The 15651-nt window shown below is 63.6% G+C and carries 20 protein-coding genes; 4 read left to right on the top strand and 16 right to left on the bottom strand.

Going from position 1 to position 15651, the window contains the following annotated elements:
• The 3 genes from PQR02_RS28875 to PQR02_RS28865 form a co-directional block, all read right to left on the bottom strand.
• Positions 1 to 1110 (bottom strand): COX15/CtaA family protein, encoded by a 1110-nt coding sequence (locus PQR02_RS28875; RefSeq protein WP_408239506.1) that lies wholly within the window; start codon positions 1108 to 1110, stop codon positions 1 to 3.
• Between the two features lie 23 nt (positions 1111 to 1133).
• Entirely contained in the window at positions 1134 to 1796 is a 663-nt protein-coding gene (locus tag PQR02_RS28870) for an SCO family protein (protein WP_408239503.1), read from the bottom strand.
• Positions 1797 to 1952: 156 nt separating this feature from the next.
• On the bottom strand, positions 1953 to 2669 hold the full coding sequence (locus PQR02_RS28865; protein WP_408239500.1) for an SURF1 family protein: 717 nt from the start codon (positions 2667 to 2669) through the stop codon (positions 1953 to 1955).
• Positions 2670 to 2780: 111 nt separating this feature from the next.
• Here PQR02_RS28865 and PQR02_RS28860 point away from each other — a divergent pair, with 111 nt between their 5' ends.
• Positions 2781 to 2990 (top strand): twin transmembrane helix small protein, encoded by a 210-nt coding sequence (locus PQR02_RS28860; RefSeq protein ID WP_121316432.1) that lies wholly within the window; start codon positions 2781 to 2783, stop codon positions 2988 to 2990.
• A gap of 163 nt (positions 2991 to 3153) precedes the next feature.
• Here PQR02_RS28860 and PQR02_RS28855 read toward each other — a convergent pair whose 3' ends face one another.
• The 8 genes from PQR02_RS28855 to PQR02_RS28820 form a co-directional block, all read right to left on the bottom strand.
• Positions 3154 to 4011 carry a cytochrome c oxidase subunit 3 gene (locus tag PQR02_RS28855; protein WP_408239497.1) on the bottom strand — a complete coding sequence of 286 codons (858 nt, stop codon included), beginning with the start codon at positions 4009 to 4011 and terminating at the stop codon, positions 3154 to 3156.
• Positions 4012 to 4142: 131 nt separating this feature from the next.
• Positions 4143 to 4352, bottom strand: coding sequence for a DUF2970 domain-containing protein (locus tag PQR02_RS28850; RefSeq protein WP_149668521.1), 210 nt, complete (start codon positions 4350 to 4352; stop codon positions 4143 to 4145).
• Positions 4353 to 4387: 35 nt separating this feature from the next.
• Entirely contained in the window at positions 4388 to 5002 is a 615-nt protein-coding gene (locus tag PQR02_RS28845) for a cytochrome c oxidase assembly protein (RefSeq protein WP_408239493.1), read from the bottom strand.
• Between the two features lie 42 nt (positions 5003 to 5044).
• Positions 5045 to 5179: a cytochrome oxidase small assembly protein gene (locus PQR02_RS28840; RefSeq protein WP_408239490.1), complete on the bottom strand. Its 135-nt coding sequence runs from the start codon at positions 5177 to 5179 to the stop codon at positions 5045 to 5047.
• 123 nt (positions 5180 to 5302) lie between these two features.
• Complete coding sequence (gene ctaD, locus PQR02_RS28835; RefSeq protein ID WP_408239487.1) at positions 5303 to 6916, bottom strand: cytochrome c oxidase subunit I; 1614 nt, start codon at positions 6914 to 6916, stop codon at positions 5303 to 5305.
• Positions 6917 to 6960: 44 nt separating this feature from the next.
• On the bottom strand, positions 6961 to 8571 hold the full coding sequence (gene coxB / locus PQR02_RS28830) for a cytochrome c oxidase subunit II (protein WP_408239484.1): 1611 nt from the start codon (positions 8569 to 8571) through the stop codon (positions 6961 to 6963).
• Positions 8572 to 8634: 63 nt separating this feature from the next.
• Positions 8635 to 9108, bottom strand: a complete 474-nt coding sequence (locus PQR02_RS28825; RefSeq protein WP_408239481.1) for a DUF2244 domain-containing protein — start codon at positions 9106 to 9108, stop codon at positions 8635 to 8637.
• Positions 9109 to 9401: 293 nt separating this feature from the next.
• A complete protein-coding gene (locus tag PQR02_RS28820; protein ID WP_408239478.1) occupies positions 9402 to 10367 on the bottom strand; it encodes a methyltransferase domain-containing protein in 966 nt (321 codons plus the stop codon).
• A gap of 166 nt (positions 10368 to 10533) precedes the next feature.
• Between PQR02_RS28820 and PQR02_RS28815 the strand changes: the two genes are divergently transcribed.
• Together PQR02_RS28815 and trmL are read left to right on the top strand one after the other, a co-directional pair.
• The gene (locus PQR02_RS28815) at positions 10534 to 11235 is read left to right on the top strand and encodes a ComFC family protein (protein WP_408239589.1); all 702 of its coding nucleotides are present in this window, start codon (positions 10534 to 10536) and stop codon (positions 11233 to 11235) included.
• An 18-nt stretch (positions 11236 to 11253) separates the two neighbouring features.
• Positions 11254 to 11724, top strand: a complete 471-nt coding sequence (trmL, locus tag PQR02_RS28810; RefSeq protein ID WP_408239475.1) for a tRNA (uridine(34)/cytosine(34)/5-carboxymethylaminomethyluridine(34)-2'-O)-methyltransferase TrmL — start codon at positions 11254 to 11256, stop codon at positions 11722 to 11724.
• Here trmL and PQR02_RS28805 read toward each other — a convergent pair.
• The 5 genes from PQR02_RS28805 to PQR02_RS28785 form a co-directional block, all read right to left on the bottom strand.
• Positions 11697 to 12245 (bottom strand): O-acetyl-ADP-ribose deacetylase, encoded by a 549-nt coding sequence (locus tag PQR02_RS28805; protein WP_408239472.1) that lies wholly within the window; start codon positions 12243 to 12245, stop codon positions 11697 to 11699. The two genes, trmL and PQR02_RS28805, sit on opposite strands and share 28 nt — an antisense overlap.
• A 97-nt stretch (positions 12246 to 12342) precedes the next feature.
• Complete coding sequence (locus PQR02_RS28800; RefSeq protein WP_408239469.1) at positions 12343 to 13341, bottom strand: NAD(P)H-dependent glycerol-3-phosphate dehydrogenase; 999 nt, start codon at positions 13339 to 13341, stop codon at positions 12343 to 12345.
• Positions 13342 to 13363: 22 nt separating this feature from the next.
• The gene (gene secB / locus PQR02_RS28795) at positions 13364 to 13834 is read right to left on the bottom strand and encodes a protein-export chaperone SecB (RefSeq protein ID WP_074762880.1); all 471 of its coding nucleotides are present in this window, start codon (positions 13832 to 13834) and stop codon (positions 13364 to 13366) included.
• 149 nt (positions 13835 to 13983) lie between these two features.
• Positions 13984 to 14244 carry a glutaredoxin 3 gene (gene grxC / locus PQR02_RS28790; protein WP_149668530.1) on the bottom strand — a complete coding sequence of 87 codons (261 nt, stop codon included), beginning with the start codon at positions 14242 to 14244 and terminating at the stop codon, positions 13984 to 13986.
• Entirely contained in the window at positions 14241 to 14666 is a 426-nt protein-coding gene (locus tag PQR02_RS28785) for a rhodanese-like domain-containing protein (RefSeq protein ID WP_149668531.1), read from the bottom strand. Before PQR02_RS28785 ends, grxC begins: the two co-directional genes overlap by 4 nt.
• Positions 14667 to 14803: 137 nt before the next feature.
• Between PQR02_RS28785 and gpmA the strand changes: the two genes are divergently transcribed.
• On the top strand, positions 14804 to 15553 hold the full coding sequence (gene gpmA, locus PQR02_RS28780; RefSeq protein WP_408239464.1) for a 2,3-diphosphoglycerate-dependent phosphoglycerate mutase: 750 nt from the start codon (positions 14804 to 14806) through the stop codon (positions 15551 to 15553).
• The last annotated feature ends 98 nt before the right edge of the window (positions 15554 to 15651 follow it).

The raw sequence follows: 15651 nt of genomic DNA, 5'->3' as shown, positions 1-15651 counted from the left end.
TCACGCTGGCGCGGCATCGCGCGCTGGGAGCACGGCGCGGCCGGGACGGCTATAAGCGATCCGAAAGTTTAACATAACGAGCAACAGCAGCAGGACCGCGGCCCCACCGTTATGCGCGACCGCAATCGGCAAAGGCCATTGCAGGACGATGTTCGAGAGCCCCGTGACGAACTGGACCAGCACCACCAGCAGCACGCCGTTCGCCGGCCGCCGCACCGATTCGAAGCGGCGCAGTTTCAACGCGAACCACAGCAGATAGGCGATCAACACGAATGCAAACGTGCGGTGCGTCCAGTGAATCGCCACGAGCGCGTCCTGGGTGATCACGTCGCCGTCGCCGGTCATGCCGAGCGCACGCCAGAGGTGGAAGCCATGCGCGAAGTCCATCGGCGGGACCCATTGGCCGTTGCAGGTCGGGAAGTCGGTGCAGGCGAGCACCGCGTAGTTCGTGCTGACCCAGCCGCCCAAGGCGATTTGCGCGACCAGCAGCGCCAGACCTGCCAGCGCCGCCGCGCGCCAGCGCGCGGCTTCGGGTTCGTAAGCGGGCAATGGCGTGAGGCGCGCGGCCAGCCAGCCGAGCGTGCCGAGCAGCGCGAGACCGAGCAGCAGATGCGTCGTCACGATGACCGGTTGCAGTTTCATCGTCACGGTCCACGCGCCGAATGCGCCCTGCACGAGGATCAGCAGGAGCAGCGAGGTCGGCCACCACGGCGACACATGCAGCGGACGGCGCTTGATGCGCGCCGTCCACGCAATGATCGTCTGCGCGATGATCAGCACGCCGATCGCCATCGCGAAGTAACGGTGGATCATTTCGATCCAGGCCTTCGTCATGCTGACCGGCCCGGTGGGCATGGCCTGATGCGCGGCTGCAATCGCCGCGTGCGCGATGAACGGCGACGACGTGCCGTAGCAGCCCGGCCAGTCGGGACAGCCAAGCCCGGAATCGGTGAGGCGCGTGAAACCGCCGAACATCACCAGATCGAGCGTCAGGAAGGTGGTCAGCCAGACCAGCTTGCGGAATTTGTTGTCGTCGGCCTTGACCCATACGTAGGACAGCGGCAACAACGCGATACACAGGCCGATCAGGGCCAGTTGCAATACGAACATCTCTTCTTACCCTGGTTGCGGCATCAGCCGATGCTCGACCATTTGAGCAGCTTGGTCACGTCTCCCTTGATCTTGCTGGGGTTCGGATCTTTCGGGAAACGCATCATCAGATTGCCGTTGGGATCGACCATGTAGATATGGTCGGTGATCTGGGTGCCCTGGTCAGCGGGCAGCCATGCGGAGACTTGCGCCGGATCGGCGATCAGCATCTCGGTGCCGGGATAGGCGGTTTGTATCACGTCGGCGACCTTGCCTGCATCGGTGCGCAGCCACACTTCCACCACGCGCTCGCGTTCCGGGCCCTGGGCTGCGCGGATTTGTCGCATGAAGTAGAGCTTGGTGACGCAGGCTTTGTCGCACGCGCTGCTGTCGACCGAAATCAGCAGCCAGTGGCCGCGCAGCGTCGCGAGCTTCACCGGCTTGCCGTCCTCGCCGGTGACCACGAGCGATTCGGGGATCGGCCGTTGCGGCTCGACCAGCGTGCCGTAGCTCGTGCTGCCGCCGCTCGGCTTGATCACGTAGTACATGAAATACGACACGGCGATCGGCGCGGCGCAGATGATCGCCAGCAGCAATAGCATCCAGCGGCCGCGCTGCCACGAGCCTTTGCCGTTGGGTTGACCGGGCATCGTTTTCGGGGCGGCGGATTTGCCGGCTTGCGGCGAACGGGGAGATTGCGTCGACACTACGGACCTCTTTCAATGATTGCGCGGCTTGCCGGCCCTTCGCTGGACCGGCAAGCCCCATGTGCTGCGATACGCGCGCGGCGCGTGCATTGTCCCACTACGTGCGAAGCGCGTTCTTGCCTATTGCGCGACGGACTGGCCAGGGTTCTTTCCTGTTTAAGCGCCCGGCGCGCGTTCTTTCCTCGCGGCGCGCCGCGCGGCGTACAGGCCGAAGGCCAACGCCGCGGCCGCCATGCCCCACCACTGGAACATATAACCGTAGTTGCGCTCGACGCCGCTAGTCGGCGCGGGCCAGTCACGAACCAGCTTGTCGCCGTCGTCGCTCAGTTGCTGGATCACGAACGATTGCAGCGGCAAGCCGGTTTCGGCGGCGTACGCGGCGATATCCAGATTCTGGCGGATCAACTGATGCGCAGCCGAGCCGCCCTGCCCCAACTCGAAGGCGCGCGACGCATCGGCGCGCGCGATCCCTTCGATCTCGATTTCGCCTTGCGGCGTCGTGTACGGCGCGATGGTCTCGCGATTGCTCATGTTGCGCGGCAGCCAGCCGCGATTGACCAGCACGTAGCCGCCGTCGGCCAGTTTAAAAGGCATCACGACGTAAAAGCCCGGCTGATCGTTATACGGACGATTATCCAGGTACACGACCTTGTCCGCGACAAAACTGCCGCGCGCTTTCACGCGATGAAATTCGATGTCCTTCAGCGCGACCGGCGCGGCGCTCACCGGCTGGGCGGGTGCGTTTTCGAACTGCGTGATGTGCGCTTCGAGCGCTTCCTTCTGATGCGCGCGATCGCGCTGCCAGAAACCGAGCCGCACGGTCACGACGATCACCAGCAGAATCAGCAGCGCGGGAATCACGCGGATCTTCATTGAACACGCTCCGGCACTGCTTGCCGCGCCCTCTGGAACCGGCGGCAAACGCCCGCGCGCGGTGCGATAATAAACTTCTTGCCTCTGCGCTTCCTGGTTTCAGCCAGTTCCATGCACATTCTCGTTCCCATTGCCTTCGCTCTGATCATCGCCAGCATGGTGTCGGCGTTGTACTTCATGATGCATGACAAGGGCAAAACCAAGCGGATGGTCTGGTCGCTCGCCACACGGGTCGGCCTGTCTATCTCGCTGTTCCTGTTCATCCTGTTCGCACACTGGATGGGTTGGATTCAGTCGACCGGTATTCCTTACGGGCGTTGAGTCCCGCGCAACAATTTCCGCGCCGCCAAACAAAACGCCGCCCTGACAGGTCGAGGGCGGCGCTGCTTGGGTCCTTGCCTACTGCTCGTGCGCGCCGCCCCGCGGGACGTTGCGCGAACGACCTGCGCATGCCGGATAGCCGGTCGGCGCGGGCCGGACTCCGTTACAGCCAGTACACGACGACGTACAGCCCAAGCCACACGACGTCCACGAAGTGCCAGTACCAGGCCGCCCCTTCGAACGCGAAGTGATGCTCCGCCGTGAAGTGGCCGCGGATCAACCGCGCCAGCACCACGGCCAGCATCGTGCCGCCGAGGAACACGTGGAAACCGTGGAAGCCCGTCAGCAGGAAGAACGTCGAACCATACACGCCCGACGCCAGCGTCAGATTCAGTTCGTTGTACGCATGGAAGTATTCGAAGCCTTGCAGGAACAGGAAGCAGACGCCCAGCACGAGCGTAGCAGCCAGCCAGATGATTGCCTTCTTGCGATGGTTTTCACGCAGCGCATGGTGCGACACCGTCAGCGTGGCACCCGACGACAACAGTAGCGCCGTGTTGATGGTCGGCACCGGCCACGGCTGCATCGACTTGTAGGTCGAGACCAGCGCTGCCGGACCGTTGTTCGGCCACACCGCCGAGAAATCCGGCCAGATCAGCTTGTAGTCGAGGCTGCCGAGCTGATGCATCGCGATTTCGCGTGCATAGAACAACGCGCCGAAGAACGCGCCGAAGAACATCACTTCGGAGAAGATGAACCAGCTCATGCTCCAACGATACGACTTGTCGACATTCTTGCCGTACATGCCGCCTTCGGACTCGGCGATCGCGTCACCGAACCAGTGCCACAGCGTAAAGAGCAGCCACAACAAGCCGGCGACGACGCCGATCGGCGCCCAGTCATGCTCGTTGATCCAGGCCGCAAGCGATCCGAGCATGACCAGCAACCCGACCGCGGCGCTGATCGGATGCCGCGACGGATGCGGTACGAAATAGTACGGGCTCTCGTTTTGACCGCTCATTCTTGATTCTCCACTTCAGTCCAGTTGTTCCGGAATGTCCGGCTGTATCTTCGGCAGCGCGTCAATACCGCACCGCTTCACTCTAATTCGTGGGCCCTGCTTTGCTCGCCCTGCCGCGCGCGCCTGAACGTCTATCCCACTACAGCGCGCACAACCAGAATCAGCACGCCGATCAGGATCGCCGCACTGATCAACGCGGCCGCGATCACATGCAGCGGGTTCAGTTGCGCCGCATCCGCTTCCAGATCGCGCCGCTTTCGCACGCCGAAAAACGACCAGAACACGGCACGCATCGACTGGCCGAAACTGCTCTTGCGCGGGCTGCCGCCGTTATCGCTCATCTTGTCTCGTCTTCCTTCGCCCGCGGCTCGCGCCGTCAGGCGGGATTGGCGGAGGTCGCCGCGGTTCTGGCCGTGGGCGCCGCGCTCCCAGCCGTCGCCGCTGCCGGCGTGTTCAATTCGAAGAACGTGTACGACAACGTGATCGTCTTCACATCCTTCGGCAACTTCGGATCGACCACGAACACCACCGGCATCCGCTTGGTCTGATTCGCCGTCAACGTCTGCTGCGTAAAGCAGAAACACTCGATCTTCTTGAAGTACTCGGTGGCCTGCTTCGGCGCGTAGCTCGGAATGGCTTGCGCCTGAATCGTGCGCGCCTGTTCGTTGCTGACCTCGTATATCACCGTCGTCACTTCGCCCGGATGCACGTCGAGGCTGCGCTGCTCCGGCTTGAATCCCAATGGGCCGCGCGCGTTCGCGTCGAATTCGATCGAAATCGTGCGGCTCATGTCGACTTGCGTATTCTTCGCCTCGCGCGCCGTGGCATCGCGCTGCACGAGGTTGTTGATGCCGGTGATCTGGCAGATCGCGCGATACATCGGTATCAGCGCGAAACCGAAACCGAACATCATCAACGCGACGATGAGCAGCTTGATCAGCATCGAACGGTTGAAAGAACGATCGGCCTGAGCCGGCGGTTGCGTCGACATCTCAATCCTCAACAAACCTGCAGACAGACTCCAACGGTCGCGTCAGGTGAAAAACCACTGCTTGATGATGACACTCGCGAAAAAAATCGCCGCGATGATGAACATCACAAGACCTATCCGCCTGTTGCCCGCGCGAATCTGTTCGGGTGTACGTCTTTCCTGTGGATTGCGCGTCATGCTCGACTTTCTGAATACTTTCCGTGACCGGCGGCGGGTTGTTGCTGCCGCCGCCCGGCGGGTGCCCGGTTCCACTCGACGCTATAGCGCGCCGCCGAAGCCGGGCATCTCGCCGAAGACCGCTTACTCGACGGTCGGCGGGTGTTCGAACGTGTGGAACGGAGCCGGGCTCGGCACGGTCCATTCCAGGCCCGTTGCGCCGTCCCACGGCTTGTCGCCAGCCACTTCGTGCTCGCCGCCGCCACGGTAGGCCGGCAGCGCGACCGCGAACAGAAAGTACACCTGTGCCAGACCGAAGCCGAACGCGCCGATCGAGATGACCTGGTTCCAGTCGGTGAACTGTGCCGGGTAGTCTGCGTAACGACGCGGCATACCTGCGAGACCGACGAAGTGCATCGGCAGGAACGCGAGGTTGAAGAAGAACATCGACGCCCAGAAGTGAATCTTGCCGCGCGTTTCGTTGTACATCCAGCCGGTCCACTTGGGCGCCCAGTAGTACCAGCCGGAGAACAGCGCGAACAGCGAGCCCGCCACCAGCACATAGTGGAAGTGCGCCACCACGAAGTAAGTGCCGTGATACTGGATGTCGAGCGGCGCCATTGCGAGCATCAGGCCCGACAGACCGCCGAACGTGAACACCAGCAGGAAGCCGACCGCGAACAGCATCGGCGTTTCGAAGCTGAGCGATCCGCGCCACATCGTCGCGACCCAGTTGAACACCTTCACGCCGGTCGGCACGGCGATCAGCATCGTCGCGTACATGAAGAACAGTTGGCCCGTCACCGGCATGCCGGTGGCGAACATGTGGTGCGCCCAGACCATGAACGACAGAATCGCAATCGACGAAGTCGCGTACACCATCGAGCTATAGCCGAACAGCGGCTTGCGCGAGAACGCCGGGATCACCTGCGACACGATCCCGAACGCCGGCAAGATCATGATGTACACCTCGGGGTGCCCGAAGAACCAGAAGATGTGCTGGTACATCACGGGGTCGCCGCCGCCTGCCGCGTTGAAGAACGACGTGCCGAAGTGACGGTCGAACAGCACCATGGTGATCGCGCCTGCGAGCACCGGCATCACGGCGATCAGCAGATACGCGGTAATCAGCCACGTCCAGACGAACATCGGCATCTTCATCAGCGTGAGGCCGGGCGCGCGCATGTTCAGAATCGTCACGACGATGTTGATACCGCCCATGATCGACGACGCGCCCATCAAGTGGACCGCGAAAATCGCGAAGTCCATGCCCGGGCCCATCTGCGTGGACAACGGCGCGTAGAGCGTCCAGCCCGCAGCGGTCGCACCGCCCGGCGAGAAGAACGAACCCACCAGCAGCACCGCCGCCACCGGCAGCAGCCAGAAGCTGAAGTTGTTCATCCGCGCGAAAGCCATGTCCGAGGCGCCGATCTGCAGCGGCACCATCCAGTTCGCGAAGCCGACGAAGGCCGGCATGATCGCGCCGAACACCATGATCAGCCCGTGCATGGTGGTCAACTGGTTGAAGAACTCGGGACGCATGATCTGCAAGCCCGGCTCGAACAGTTCGGCACGGATCATCAGCGCCATCACGCCCCCGGAGAGGAACATGGTGAACGAGAAGATCAGGTACAGCGTACCGATGTCCTTGTGGTTGGTTGCGAACAGCCAACGGCGCCAGCCATGCGGTGTTTCGTGGGCATGGTCGCCGTGCACGTGCTCGTGGCCTGCGACTACATCGTGTCCGATGCTAGACATGACAATCTCCTAAAGCGAATACTGCGGTGCTGACCATGAACACGTCAGGCAGCCGGGCTGATCTGAACACGCCGGGCTTCTTTCGCGTCGGTGCCGCCCGTGATCGTTTCCGGCTTCTTCAAAATAATATGGTCTTCGGCAATGCCGGCTGCTTTCAGCGCGTCGCGCACCGCTTCGGCACGACTCTTCGCGAGCTTCGCGTTGATGTCGGCGGAGCCGGTGGCGTCGGTGAAGCCCGACAGCGTGAATTTCGCATCCGGATGCGCTTTCGCGTAGGCTGCCGCCGCGTCGACCGCAGCTTTAGCGTCGGCCGGCAGCGTGCTCTTGCCGGTGTCGAAGTAGATGCTGGCCGGCAGTGCTTCCGGCGCCGGCGCCGCGCTGTCCGAACCGGCCGCCGCAGTTTCCGCGCCCGAAGCCGCCGCTGCGCCGCTTGCCGCTGCACCCGCGTCGGTCAGGTGGTTGCCGCCTTCCGGCAACTTGCCGTTACGGGCGTCCGCCACCTGCTTCGGCTGGAGAATGTCGCCTGTGTGGTTGCCCCACGAGTTGCGTTCATACGTGATCACCGATGCGATTTCGACGTCGTTCAACGTCGGCGCCCACGAAGGCATCGCGTTCTTGCCCTTCAGCACCAGGCTCACGTGCTCGGCGATCGCGCCATTGGCGATCTTGCTGCCGTCGAGCGCCGGGAATGCGCCCGCGCCCTTGCCGGTCGGCTGGTGACAGACCGCGCAGTTCGCCGCGTACACCTTGCCGCCGCGATCCATCAGCTCGGCCATCGTGTAGGTCTTGTTCGGATCGTCCTGGCCGGCGGCCATTTTCTTCTTCTGCTCGTCGACCCACTTCGCGTAGTCTTCGGCTGACAGCACCTCGACCACGACCGGCATGAACGCGTGTTCCTTGCCGCACAGTTCGGTACAGAAGCCGCGGAACGTGCCGACCCGGTTAGCCTTGAACCACGTGTCGCGCACGAAGCCCGGAATCGCGTCCTGCTTCACGCCGAAGGCCGGCACGTACCAGGAGTGGACCACGTCGTTCGCGGTGGTGATGATGCGGATTTTCTTGTCGACCGGGACGACCAGTGGATTGTCGACTTCCTGCAGATACAGCGTGGAAATCGGCTTGCGGCCTTCGGTTTCGGCGCGCGGCGTGGCCAGCGTGGACAGGAACCCGATGCCCTCGCCCGGGCCCTTCACGTAGTCGTAGCCCCATTTCCACTGGTAGCCGGTGACCTTGATCGTGAGGTCCGCGTTGGTGGTGTCCTTCATCGCGACGACGGCCTTCGTGGCGGGCAGCGCCATCAGCACGACGATCACGAACGGCACGATCGTCCAGATGATTTCGACGGTGGTGCTTTCGTGGAAATTCGAAGCTTGGTGGCCCTTCGATTTGCGGTGAGCAAAGATCGAATAGAACATGACGGCGAACACGCCGACAAAGATGACCGTACAAAGAGCCAGCATGAACATGTGGAGGCTGAAGAGCTCCTCAGCGATTCTCGACGCAGGCGGCTGGAGATTGATCGCGTTGACGGCAGGGCCGCCCGGAGCATCGCCCACTGCCAGGGCGGCACCGGCGAAAAGCAGTCCGCTCATCGCCAGCACGCTCATGAGCGCTCGCTTGATTGTTTTCATAGCTTCCTTACCCAAATTTTCCATTCAAACCCTCGACCCCGCTGGCCTGTCCCGCGCTCCCCTTGAACCGCGCGTGCCCCGCCGCGTCTAACAACGCGAGAGCCACATACGCAATTCGCCTGCGAACTGCGCGCGCCGATACTGCGCGAGATGTTGCCCGATCATGATCGTCTGGCCGCGCGAGACCAGTTTGATCTGGTCACGCGGCGTTGAGCCCGGCTCGACCCGCACCCAGCGCGGATTGAATTCGAACTGCGTGAGCTGCTCGGCGCTGACCTGCTCGATCACCAGCCGGTTCGGAAACAACCGGATGCGTTCGTAATCGACAGCATGACGCGCATAAATGGCAAACGCGATGCCCACCGCGAGCAATTCGATTCCGGTGAACGGCAACACCAGCCAGGCGCCGACCAGAACCAGCATGAAAGCAATTGCCAACGAGAACAACGCAAGCGACACATAGAGACAGACGAACTGCCGCGGCGACATCGAACAGTTGCGTTTCATCGTCCAGTCTTTGAGGACCGGTTCTGAATCCGCCAGCAGATCTGTTGCGTCCACCGCTGCCTCCCGCGAATCACCGCCTTCGGCCAATTCTTGCGGCCATCGATTCCGGCCGCGCGAACCCTACCGCGTCACTTCATGTTGCAGCCCTGCGCCTCGGGCCTGCCGCCCCAAATGTGGGAACTCCGGACGACAAACTGACGCATTATAGGCGCGATCCATAGCATCCACAAGCAAGCCCCGATTGGCCCACAAGCCAGGCGTGACAAGCCTTAGCGCTGTTTTGACCCGCCTTTTGCGGGTCTTGCGAGGTGCAAATTTCAGACATAACGGATGCCCTCTTTACCGCTTCAACGATTCCTCGACGAACCTCGTCCGATGTCCTCGATTCGCACGATGCCGTGTCCTTCTGCCGTAGTGCGCGGCACTGCTTTCCATGCGTGTCCGTAGATCACCTCGAAGGTCAGCGCGATCGTGCCGTCGGCCCGGCGGCGCGCTTCGAGCGCCGCCAGCAAGGCCTTGTGCAGCCTGCGCGCGGCAACGCCGGACCATGCTTCGCGCTCGAACGGATACGCGCCCCAGCGGCGGACGTCGGCGAGCAGCGACTCAGGTGACTTGTAGGTGATGGTGAGCGTTTCCTGGTCCATCACGGGAATTTCGAATCCACTTTCGACCAGCATATCGCCGAGGTCGTGCATGTCGACAAAGTCGATCACATGCTTGCGCGACGCCACGCCGTGCGCGGCCTCGACCTCGGCATAGGCGCCACGCAATTCCTTGAGCGTGTCCGGGCCGAGCGTGCTGAACATCAGCAGGCCGTTCACCTTGAGCACGCGCTGCCACTCGGGGAACACGAGATCGGGCCGCGAGTGCCAATGCAGCGCGAGATTGGACCAGATGAATTCAAAGGCGCCGGACCCGAACGGCAGCGCCGAGAAGTCGGCCTGCGCGAACCGCGGGCCACGCGCCCCGAGCGCCTTGCCGAGCGACGCCGGCAGAAAGCGCCGCCAGCTCGTGTCGCCGGCATCGTGGTGCAACGCGCGCGTCAGCATGCCGTGCGACAGATCGGAGCCGAACACCGGCGCCTCGGGAAAGCGCTCGCGCAATCCGGGGATGTCTTCGCCCGCGCCGCAACCGGCATCGAGCACGCTGGAGGGTGCAACCTTGATGTAATCGAGACGCTCGCGCATGCGCTGCGCAATCTCGCGCGGCAGGAACGCAACCTCGCCGAAGGTCGCGGCGCGGCGGTCGAAAATACGCCTTAGGCGCCGGGAATCATAGGCCGGACGGCCAGATTGAGCGGAAGTTGGGGGCATGAGTGTCGTGCTGGCGTAGAGCAGGAAGTATACTCGTTCGCTTCCCTGCATTCAGCGTGAAAGGCCTTCGCGGGCGCCACTCGTGTCATTGCGACCATTTTCCACCTCGTGCGACAGCAGCTTCGCGGGTTTCGCGCGCCATCTGCATTCGGCCTGGCCGCATGTAATGCACGCCGCATTGCCGAACCTTTGCGCGTTATGCGGCAATATGTCGCACAAGACCTTGTGCGCTGGCTGCGACGACGGGTACTGGAACGAGAGCCGCCTGCGTTGCGCGGTGTGCGCGGTGCCTTTGCCGGCGACGCGGCGGGCGAGTCGCGCGCGCTATCGTTGCGCGGACTGCGTTGCCGAGCCGCCGCCGTTCGATGCGACCTTCGCGCTCGCCGACTACCGCGCACCGCTCGACACGCTGGCGGTCGGCCTGAAATTCCGCGCGCGGCTGATGCTCGCGCGTGAGTTCGCGCAGCGCCTCGCGCGGCTCGGGCAAGACGGCCGGCAAGACGAATCCGACTGGCCCGAGGTGATCGCGCCGGTGCCGCTCGCCGGCCAACGTCTGAGCGAGCGCGGCTACAACCAGGCTTGGCAGATCGCGAGGCCCTTGGCTCGCGCGCTGAATGTACGCAGCGACGCCACCTTGCTGCAGCGGGTGGTCCACACCGCGCCGCAGTCGCGGCTCGATCTCGACGCGCGCCGCCTGAACGTCGGCGGCGCATTCAGGGTTACGCGAGCGGTGCGCGGTCTGCACGTCGGCATCGTCGACGATGTGATGACGACCGGCGCGACGCTCGAAGCGCTCGCGCGAACGCTCAAAGCCGCCGGGGCGCGGCGGGTCACGAACTTCGTCGCGCTGCGCACACCGAAAAACTAGTCTCCACGTGGTCTCACTATGTTCAATGTCGTTCTCGTAGAACCGGAAATTCCGCCGAACACCGGCAACGTGATTCGCCTGTGCGCCAACACCGGCGCGCGGCTCCATCTGATCGAGCCGCTCGGCTTTCCGCTCGACGACGCCAAGCTGCGGCGCGCCGGCCTCGACTATCACGAATATGCGCAAATGAATGTGCATGCCGATTGGGCCGCGTTCGTTGCGAAAGAAACGCCGGACGCGGCGCGCATGTTCGCGTTCACCACACGCGGCTCGGGCCGCTTTCACGAGCATGCGTTCCAGTCGGGTGACTGGTTCGTGTTCGGCGCCGAAACGCGCGGCCTGCCCGACGCGGTGCTCGACCAGTTCGCCAACGATCAGCGTGTGCGTCTGCCGATGCGCCCCGGCAACCGCAGCCTGAATCTGTCGAATACCGTCGCGGTCGTGGTGTTCGAAGCGTGGCGTCAGACCGGCTTCGACGGCGGCGCCTGACAGCGTTTGATTTCGGCTTCATAGCGCGCGAACATCGCGTCGTCGAAGCAGGCGAACACCACCTGTTCGATTTGCGGGGTGCGCGGCAACGTGTCGAGCACCGTGGCGAGCGCGATCCGCACCGCGTCCTCGGCGGGGAAACGGTAGATGCCGCAACTGATTGCGGGAAACGCAATGCTCTTGCACCGCGCGTCGTGCGCCAGTTCCAGCGAGCGCCGGTAGCACGACGCGAGCAGATCGGTTTCGCCATGCGCGCCGCCTCGCCACACCGGGCCGACCGCGTGAATCACGTGCGTGGCCGGCAAGCGGTAGCCGCGCGTGAGTTTCGCATCGCCTGTCGCACAGCCACCCAGCGTTTCGCATTCGCGCAGCAAGTCCTTGCCGGCCGCGCGATGGATTGCGCCGTCCACGCCGCCTCCGCCCAATAGCGAGGTGTTCGCCGCGTTGACGATCGCATCCACATTGAGCGTCGTGATGTCGACCACGCGCGCTTCCAGCGTGCAGGCATTGAAAGTGATCATGAGAGCCTCGCCGATCCGCAACGTCGATGAAAACGTGGACAGCGATCAGGGGCAGCCGTTCAACGCTGACGCGCGCTAAACGGCTGAAAGACAACGCTTATTCAGCTTTGGAATCGCGCCGCAGCAGGGCGCTGACGGCGTCGCGAGGCGCGACGCCGTCGAACAGCACGGCACAGACCGCTTGCGTGATCGGCATCTCGATCGCGTGCGCGCGTGCGATCGCGAGCACCGCTTGCGCGCAACGCACGCCTTCGGCCACGTGACCGAGGGCGCCGAGAATGTCGTCGAGCGTCCGGCCCGCGGCGAGTTGCAGACCGACCGTGCGGTTGCGCGACAGATCGCCGGTAGCGGTCAGGATCAGATCGCCCAGGCCGGTCAAGCCGGTGAACGTTTCCGCCCGGCCGCCCAGCGTCACGCCGAGACGCGACATTTCAGCCAGCCCGCGCGTGATCAGCGCCGCGCGCGCATTCAGGCCGAGGCCGAGACCATCGGCAATGCCCGTCGCAATGGCCAGCACGTTTTTCACCGCGCCGCCCACTTCCACGCCGACGATGTCGTCGCCGGTATAGATGCGCATCGCGTCATGATGAAATGCGGCGACCGTGTGCTCGCGGCACGCCGCCGACGCGCTCGCGATCGTCAGCGCAACCGGCAAGCGCTGCCCGACTTCGCGCGCGAAGCTCGGACCCGACAGCACGCCGTTGCTGCGATGCTCCGGCAACTCGGCCGCGACCACCTGATGCGGCAGCAACTGCGAATCAGCTTCGAAACCCTTGCACAACCACACCACGTGCGCCGGCACCTTGCCCGCGTCGCGCATCGCGCGAAACAGACCGCGCAGTCCGGCCACCGGTGTCGCCACGACGCACAAGGCGTCGTCGGCGAGCGCGTGGTCGAGCGCTGCGCTCAGGTCCGCTTCGTAGCGAAGCGCCGCCGGCAAAGCAACGCCCGCCAGATAGCGGGCGTTTTCGTGCGAAGCGTGGAGGTCGGCGATCAGCGCGGGCTCGCGCGCCCACAACACCGTGTCGTGCCGTGAGGCCAGATGGCCGGCGAGGGCCGTGCCCCATGCGCCGGCGCCGAGGACAGCAACCTTCATAGCCGGCACCGCTTGCGACACGTTAGTGCGTGACGCCGTTCTGCGCCGCGCCTTCCTGGCTGCCCATCTGCGCGAGACGTTGCTCGTAGAGCGCCTGGAAGTTGATTTCGGCGAGGTGGATCGGCGGGAAGCCGGCGCGGGTGATCGCGTCGGCGATGTTCGAGCGCAGGTACGGGAACAGGATCGTCGGGCAGGCAATGCCGACCAGCGGATCGATCTGCTCGGCCGGGATGTTGCGGATATCGAAAATGCCGGCCTGCTTGGCTTCGATCAGGAATGCGACCTTGTCCGACACCTTGGCCGTGACCGTGCCCGTGACGAGGATTTCGAACACGGTGTCGGCGAGGCGCTCGGCCTTCACGTCGACTTCGACTTCGACCGACGGCATTTCCTGCTCGAGGAAGATGCCCGGCGAATTCGGCTGCTCGAGCGACATGTCCTTCAAATAGATGCGCTGGATGTTGAAGAACGGCTGGTTATTCTCGTCGGACATGATTGAGTGATTCCTGATAGGTATGCATGGTGGCGGCGCATGATTGCATGTGCCGCCAGATCGTTGCGGCGCTTTGCCCGTCCCGACAGGACAGACACGCGCCGGCTTGTATTTCACACGCCCGCTCGCGCGCCCTGGGGCGCGCGAACTCAGGCGGCTTCGAGCAGCGGCATCAAACCGCCCGCGCGATCGAGCGCGGACAGGTCATCGTACCCGCCGACATGCGTCTCGCCGATGAACACTTGCGGCACCGTGCGACGACCGGTCCGCGTCATCATCTCCTCACGACGGGCCGGGTCTTTGTCGATCAGTACCTTTTCAACCTGCTCGACGCCGCGCGACTTTAAAAGACGTTCGGCCATCTGGCAATACGGGCACACCTGGGTGCTGTACATGATCACTTTGTTCACTTCGCTGCTCCTTGTTTCACAACCGGCATACCGGCTTTCTGCCAGGCGTCGACACCGCCTTCGAGAACGTGGACTTCCGCGTAGCCTGCATCCTGCACGATACGCGCTGCCTTGTTCGACTGCTGGCCGGTCTGGCACACCAGCAGCACCGGGTTGCTCTTGTTCTTCACGAGTTGCGCGACCTTCGCCTGCAACTCCGCGAATTCAAGGTGCCGTGCCGCGGGCAAATGCCCTTTGGCGAAGTCGGCGGACGAGCGTAGATCGATCACCGCCGCGTTGCGCCGGTTGATCAGTTGGGTGGCTTCAGCAGCCGACAGGCCGCCGCGGCCGCGCCGGCTGATCGTCGGCCACAGCAGCAACCCACCGGAGATGAGGACGATCGCGATCAGTACAAGGTTTGTGTAATCAGTGAAAAACTTCACGGAAAATCCGCCGAAAAAGAGAGAAATCGAAAAGGGCAATCGAGCCATTATAAAATAACCGTCTGACGCGATGGCGGCGCTCCTCTAAAGGACCCTCGCTGCGCTTTACCGCTTCCTTACTACCGACCGGCAATCTCATGTACAAACTCGTTCTCATCCGCCACGGCGAATCGACGTGGAACAAGGAAAACCGCTTCACGGGCTGGGTGGACGTCGACCTCACCGAGCAGGGCAACCTGGAAGCGCAGCAAGCCGGCGCGCTGCTGAAGGACTCCGGCTACACGTTCGACATCGCCTACACGTCGGTGCTCAAGCGCGCGATCCGCACCTTGTGGCACGTGCTGGACAAGATGGATCTGATGTACCTGCCGGTCGTGCATTCGTGGCGTCTGAACGAACGCCACTACGGCGCGCTGTCGGGTCTTAACAAGGCGGAAACCGCCGCGAAATTCGGCGACGAACAGGTGCTGGTCTGGCGCCGCAGCTACGATACGCCGCCGCCGGCGCTGGAGCCGACGGACGAGCGCGCGCCCTACGACGATCCGCGTTACGCCAAGGTGCCGCGTGAACAACTGCCGCTCACCGAGTGCCTGAAGGACACGGTCGCACGGGTGCTGCCGCTGTGGAACGAGTCGATCGCGCCGGCCATCAAGTCGGGCCGCAACATCGTGATCGCCGCGCACGGCAACTCGATCCGCGCGCTGGTCAAGTATCTCGACGACATCTCGGACGACGACATCGTCGGCCTGAACATTCCGAACGGCGTGCCGCTCGTCTATGAACTCGACGAGAACCTGAAGCCGATCAAACACTACTATCTGGGCGACCAGGAAGCCATTGCGAAGGCGCAAGCCGCGGTTGCCAGCCAGGGCAAAAAAGCAGGCTGATTCCGCCGTCGCGCCGCAGGCCGTCGCGCGGAAAAGTACCGCAGAGCGGCGGCCCGCGGGCCGGGGGGGGGGGGGGGGCCCCCCCCCCCCCCCGCGCC

It is taken from the genome of Paraburkholderia sediminicola, assembly GCF_046026895.1.
Lineage (GTDB): Bacteria > Pseudomonadota > Gammaproteobacteria > Burkholderiales > Burkholderiaceae > Paraburkholderia > Paraburkholderia sediminicola_C.
Note: the sequence above shows the minus strand (reverse complement) of the source record. Positions and strands in the feature narration are given on the sequence as shown.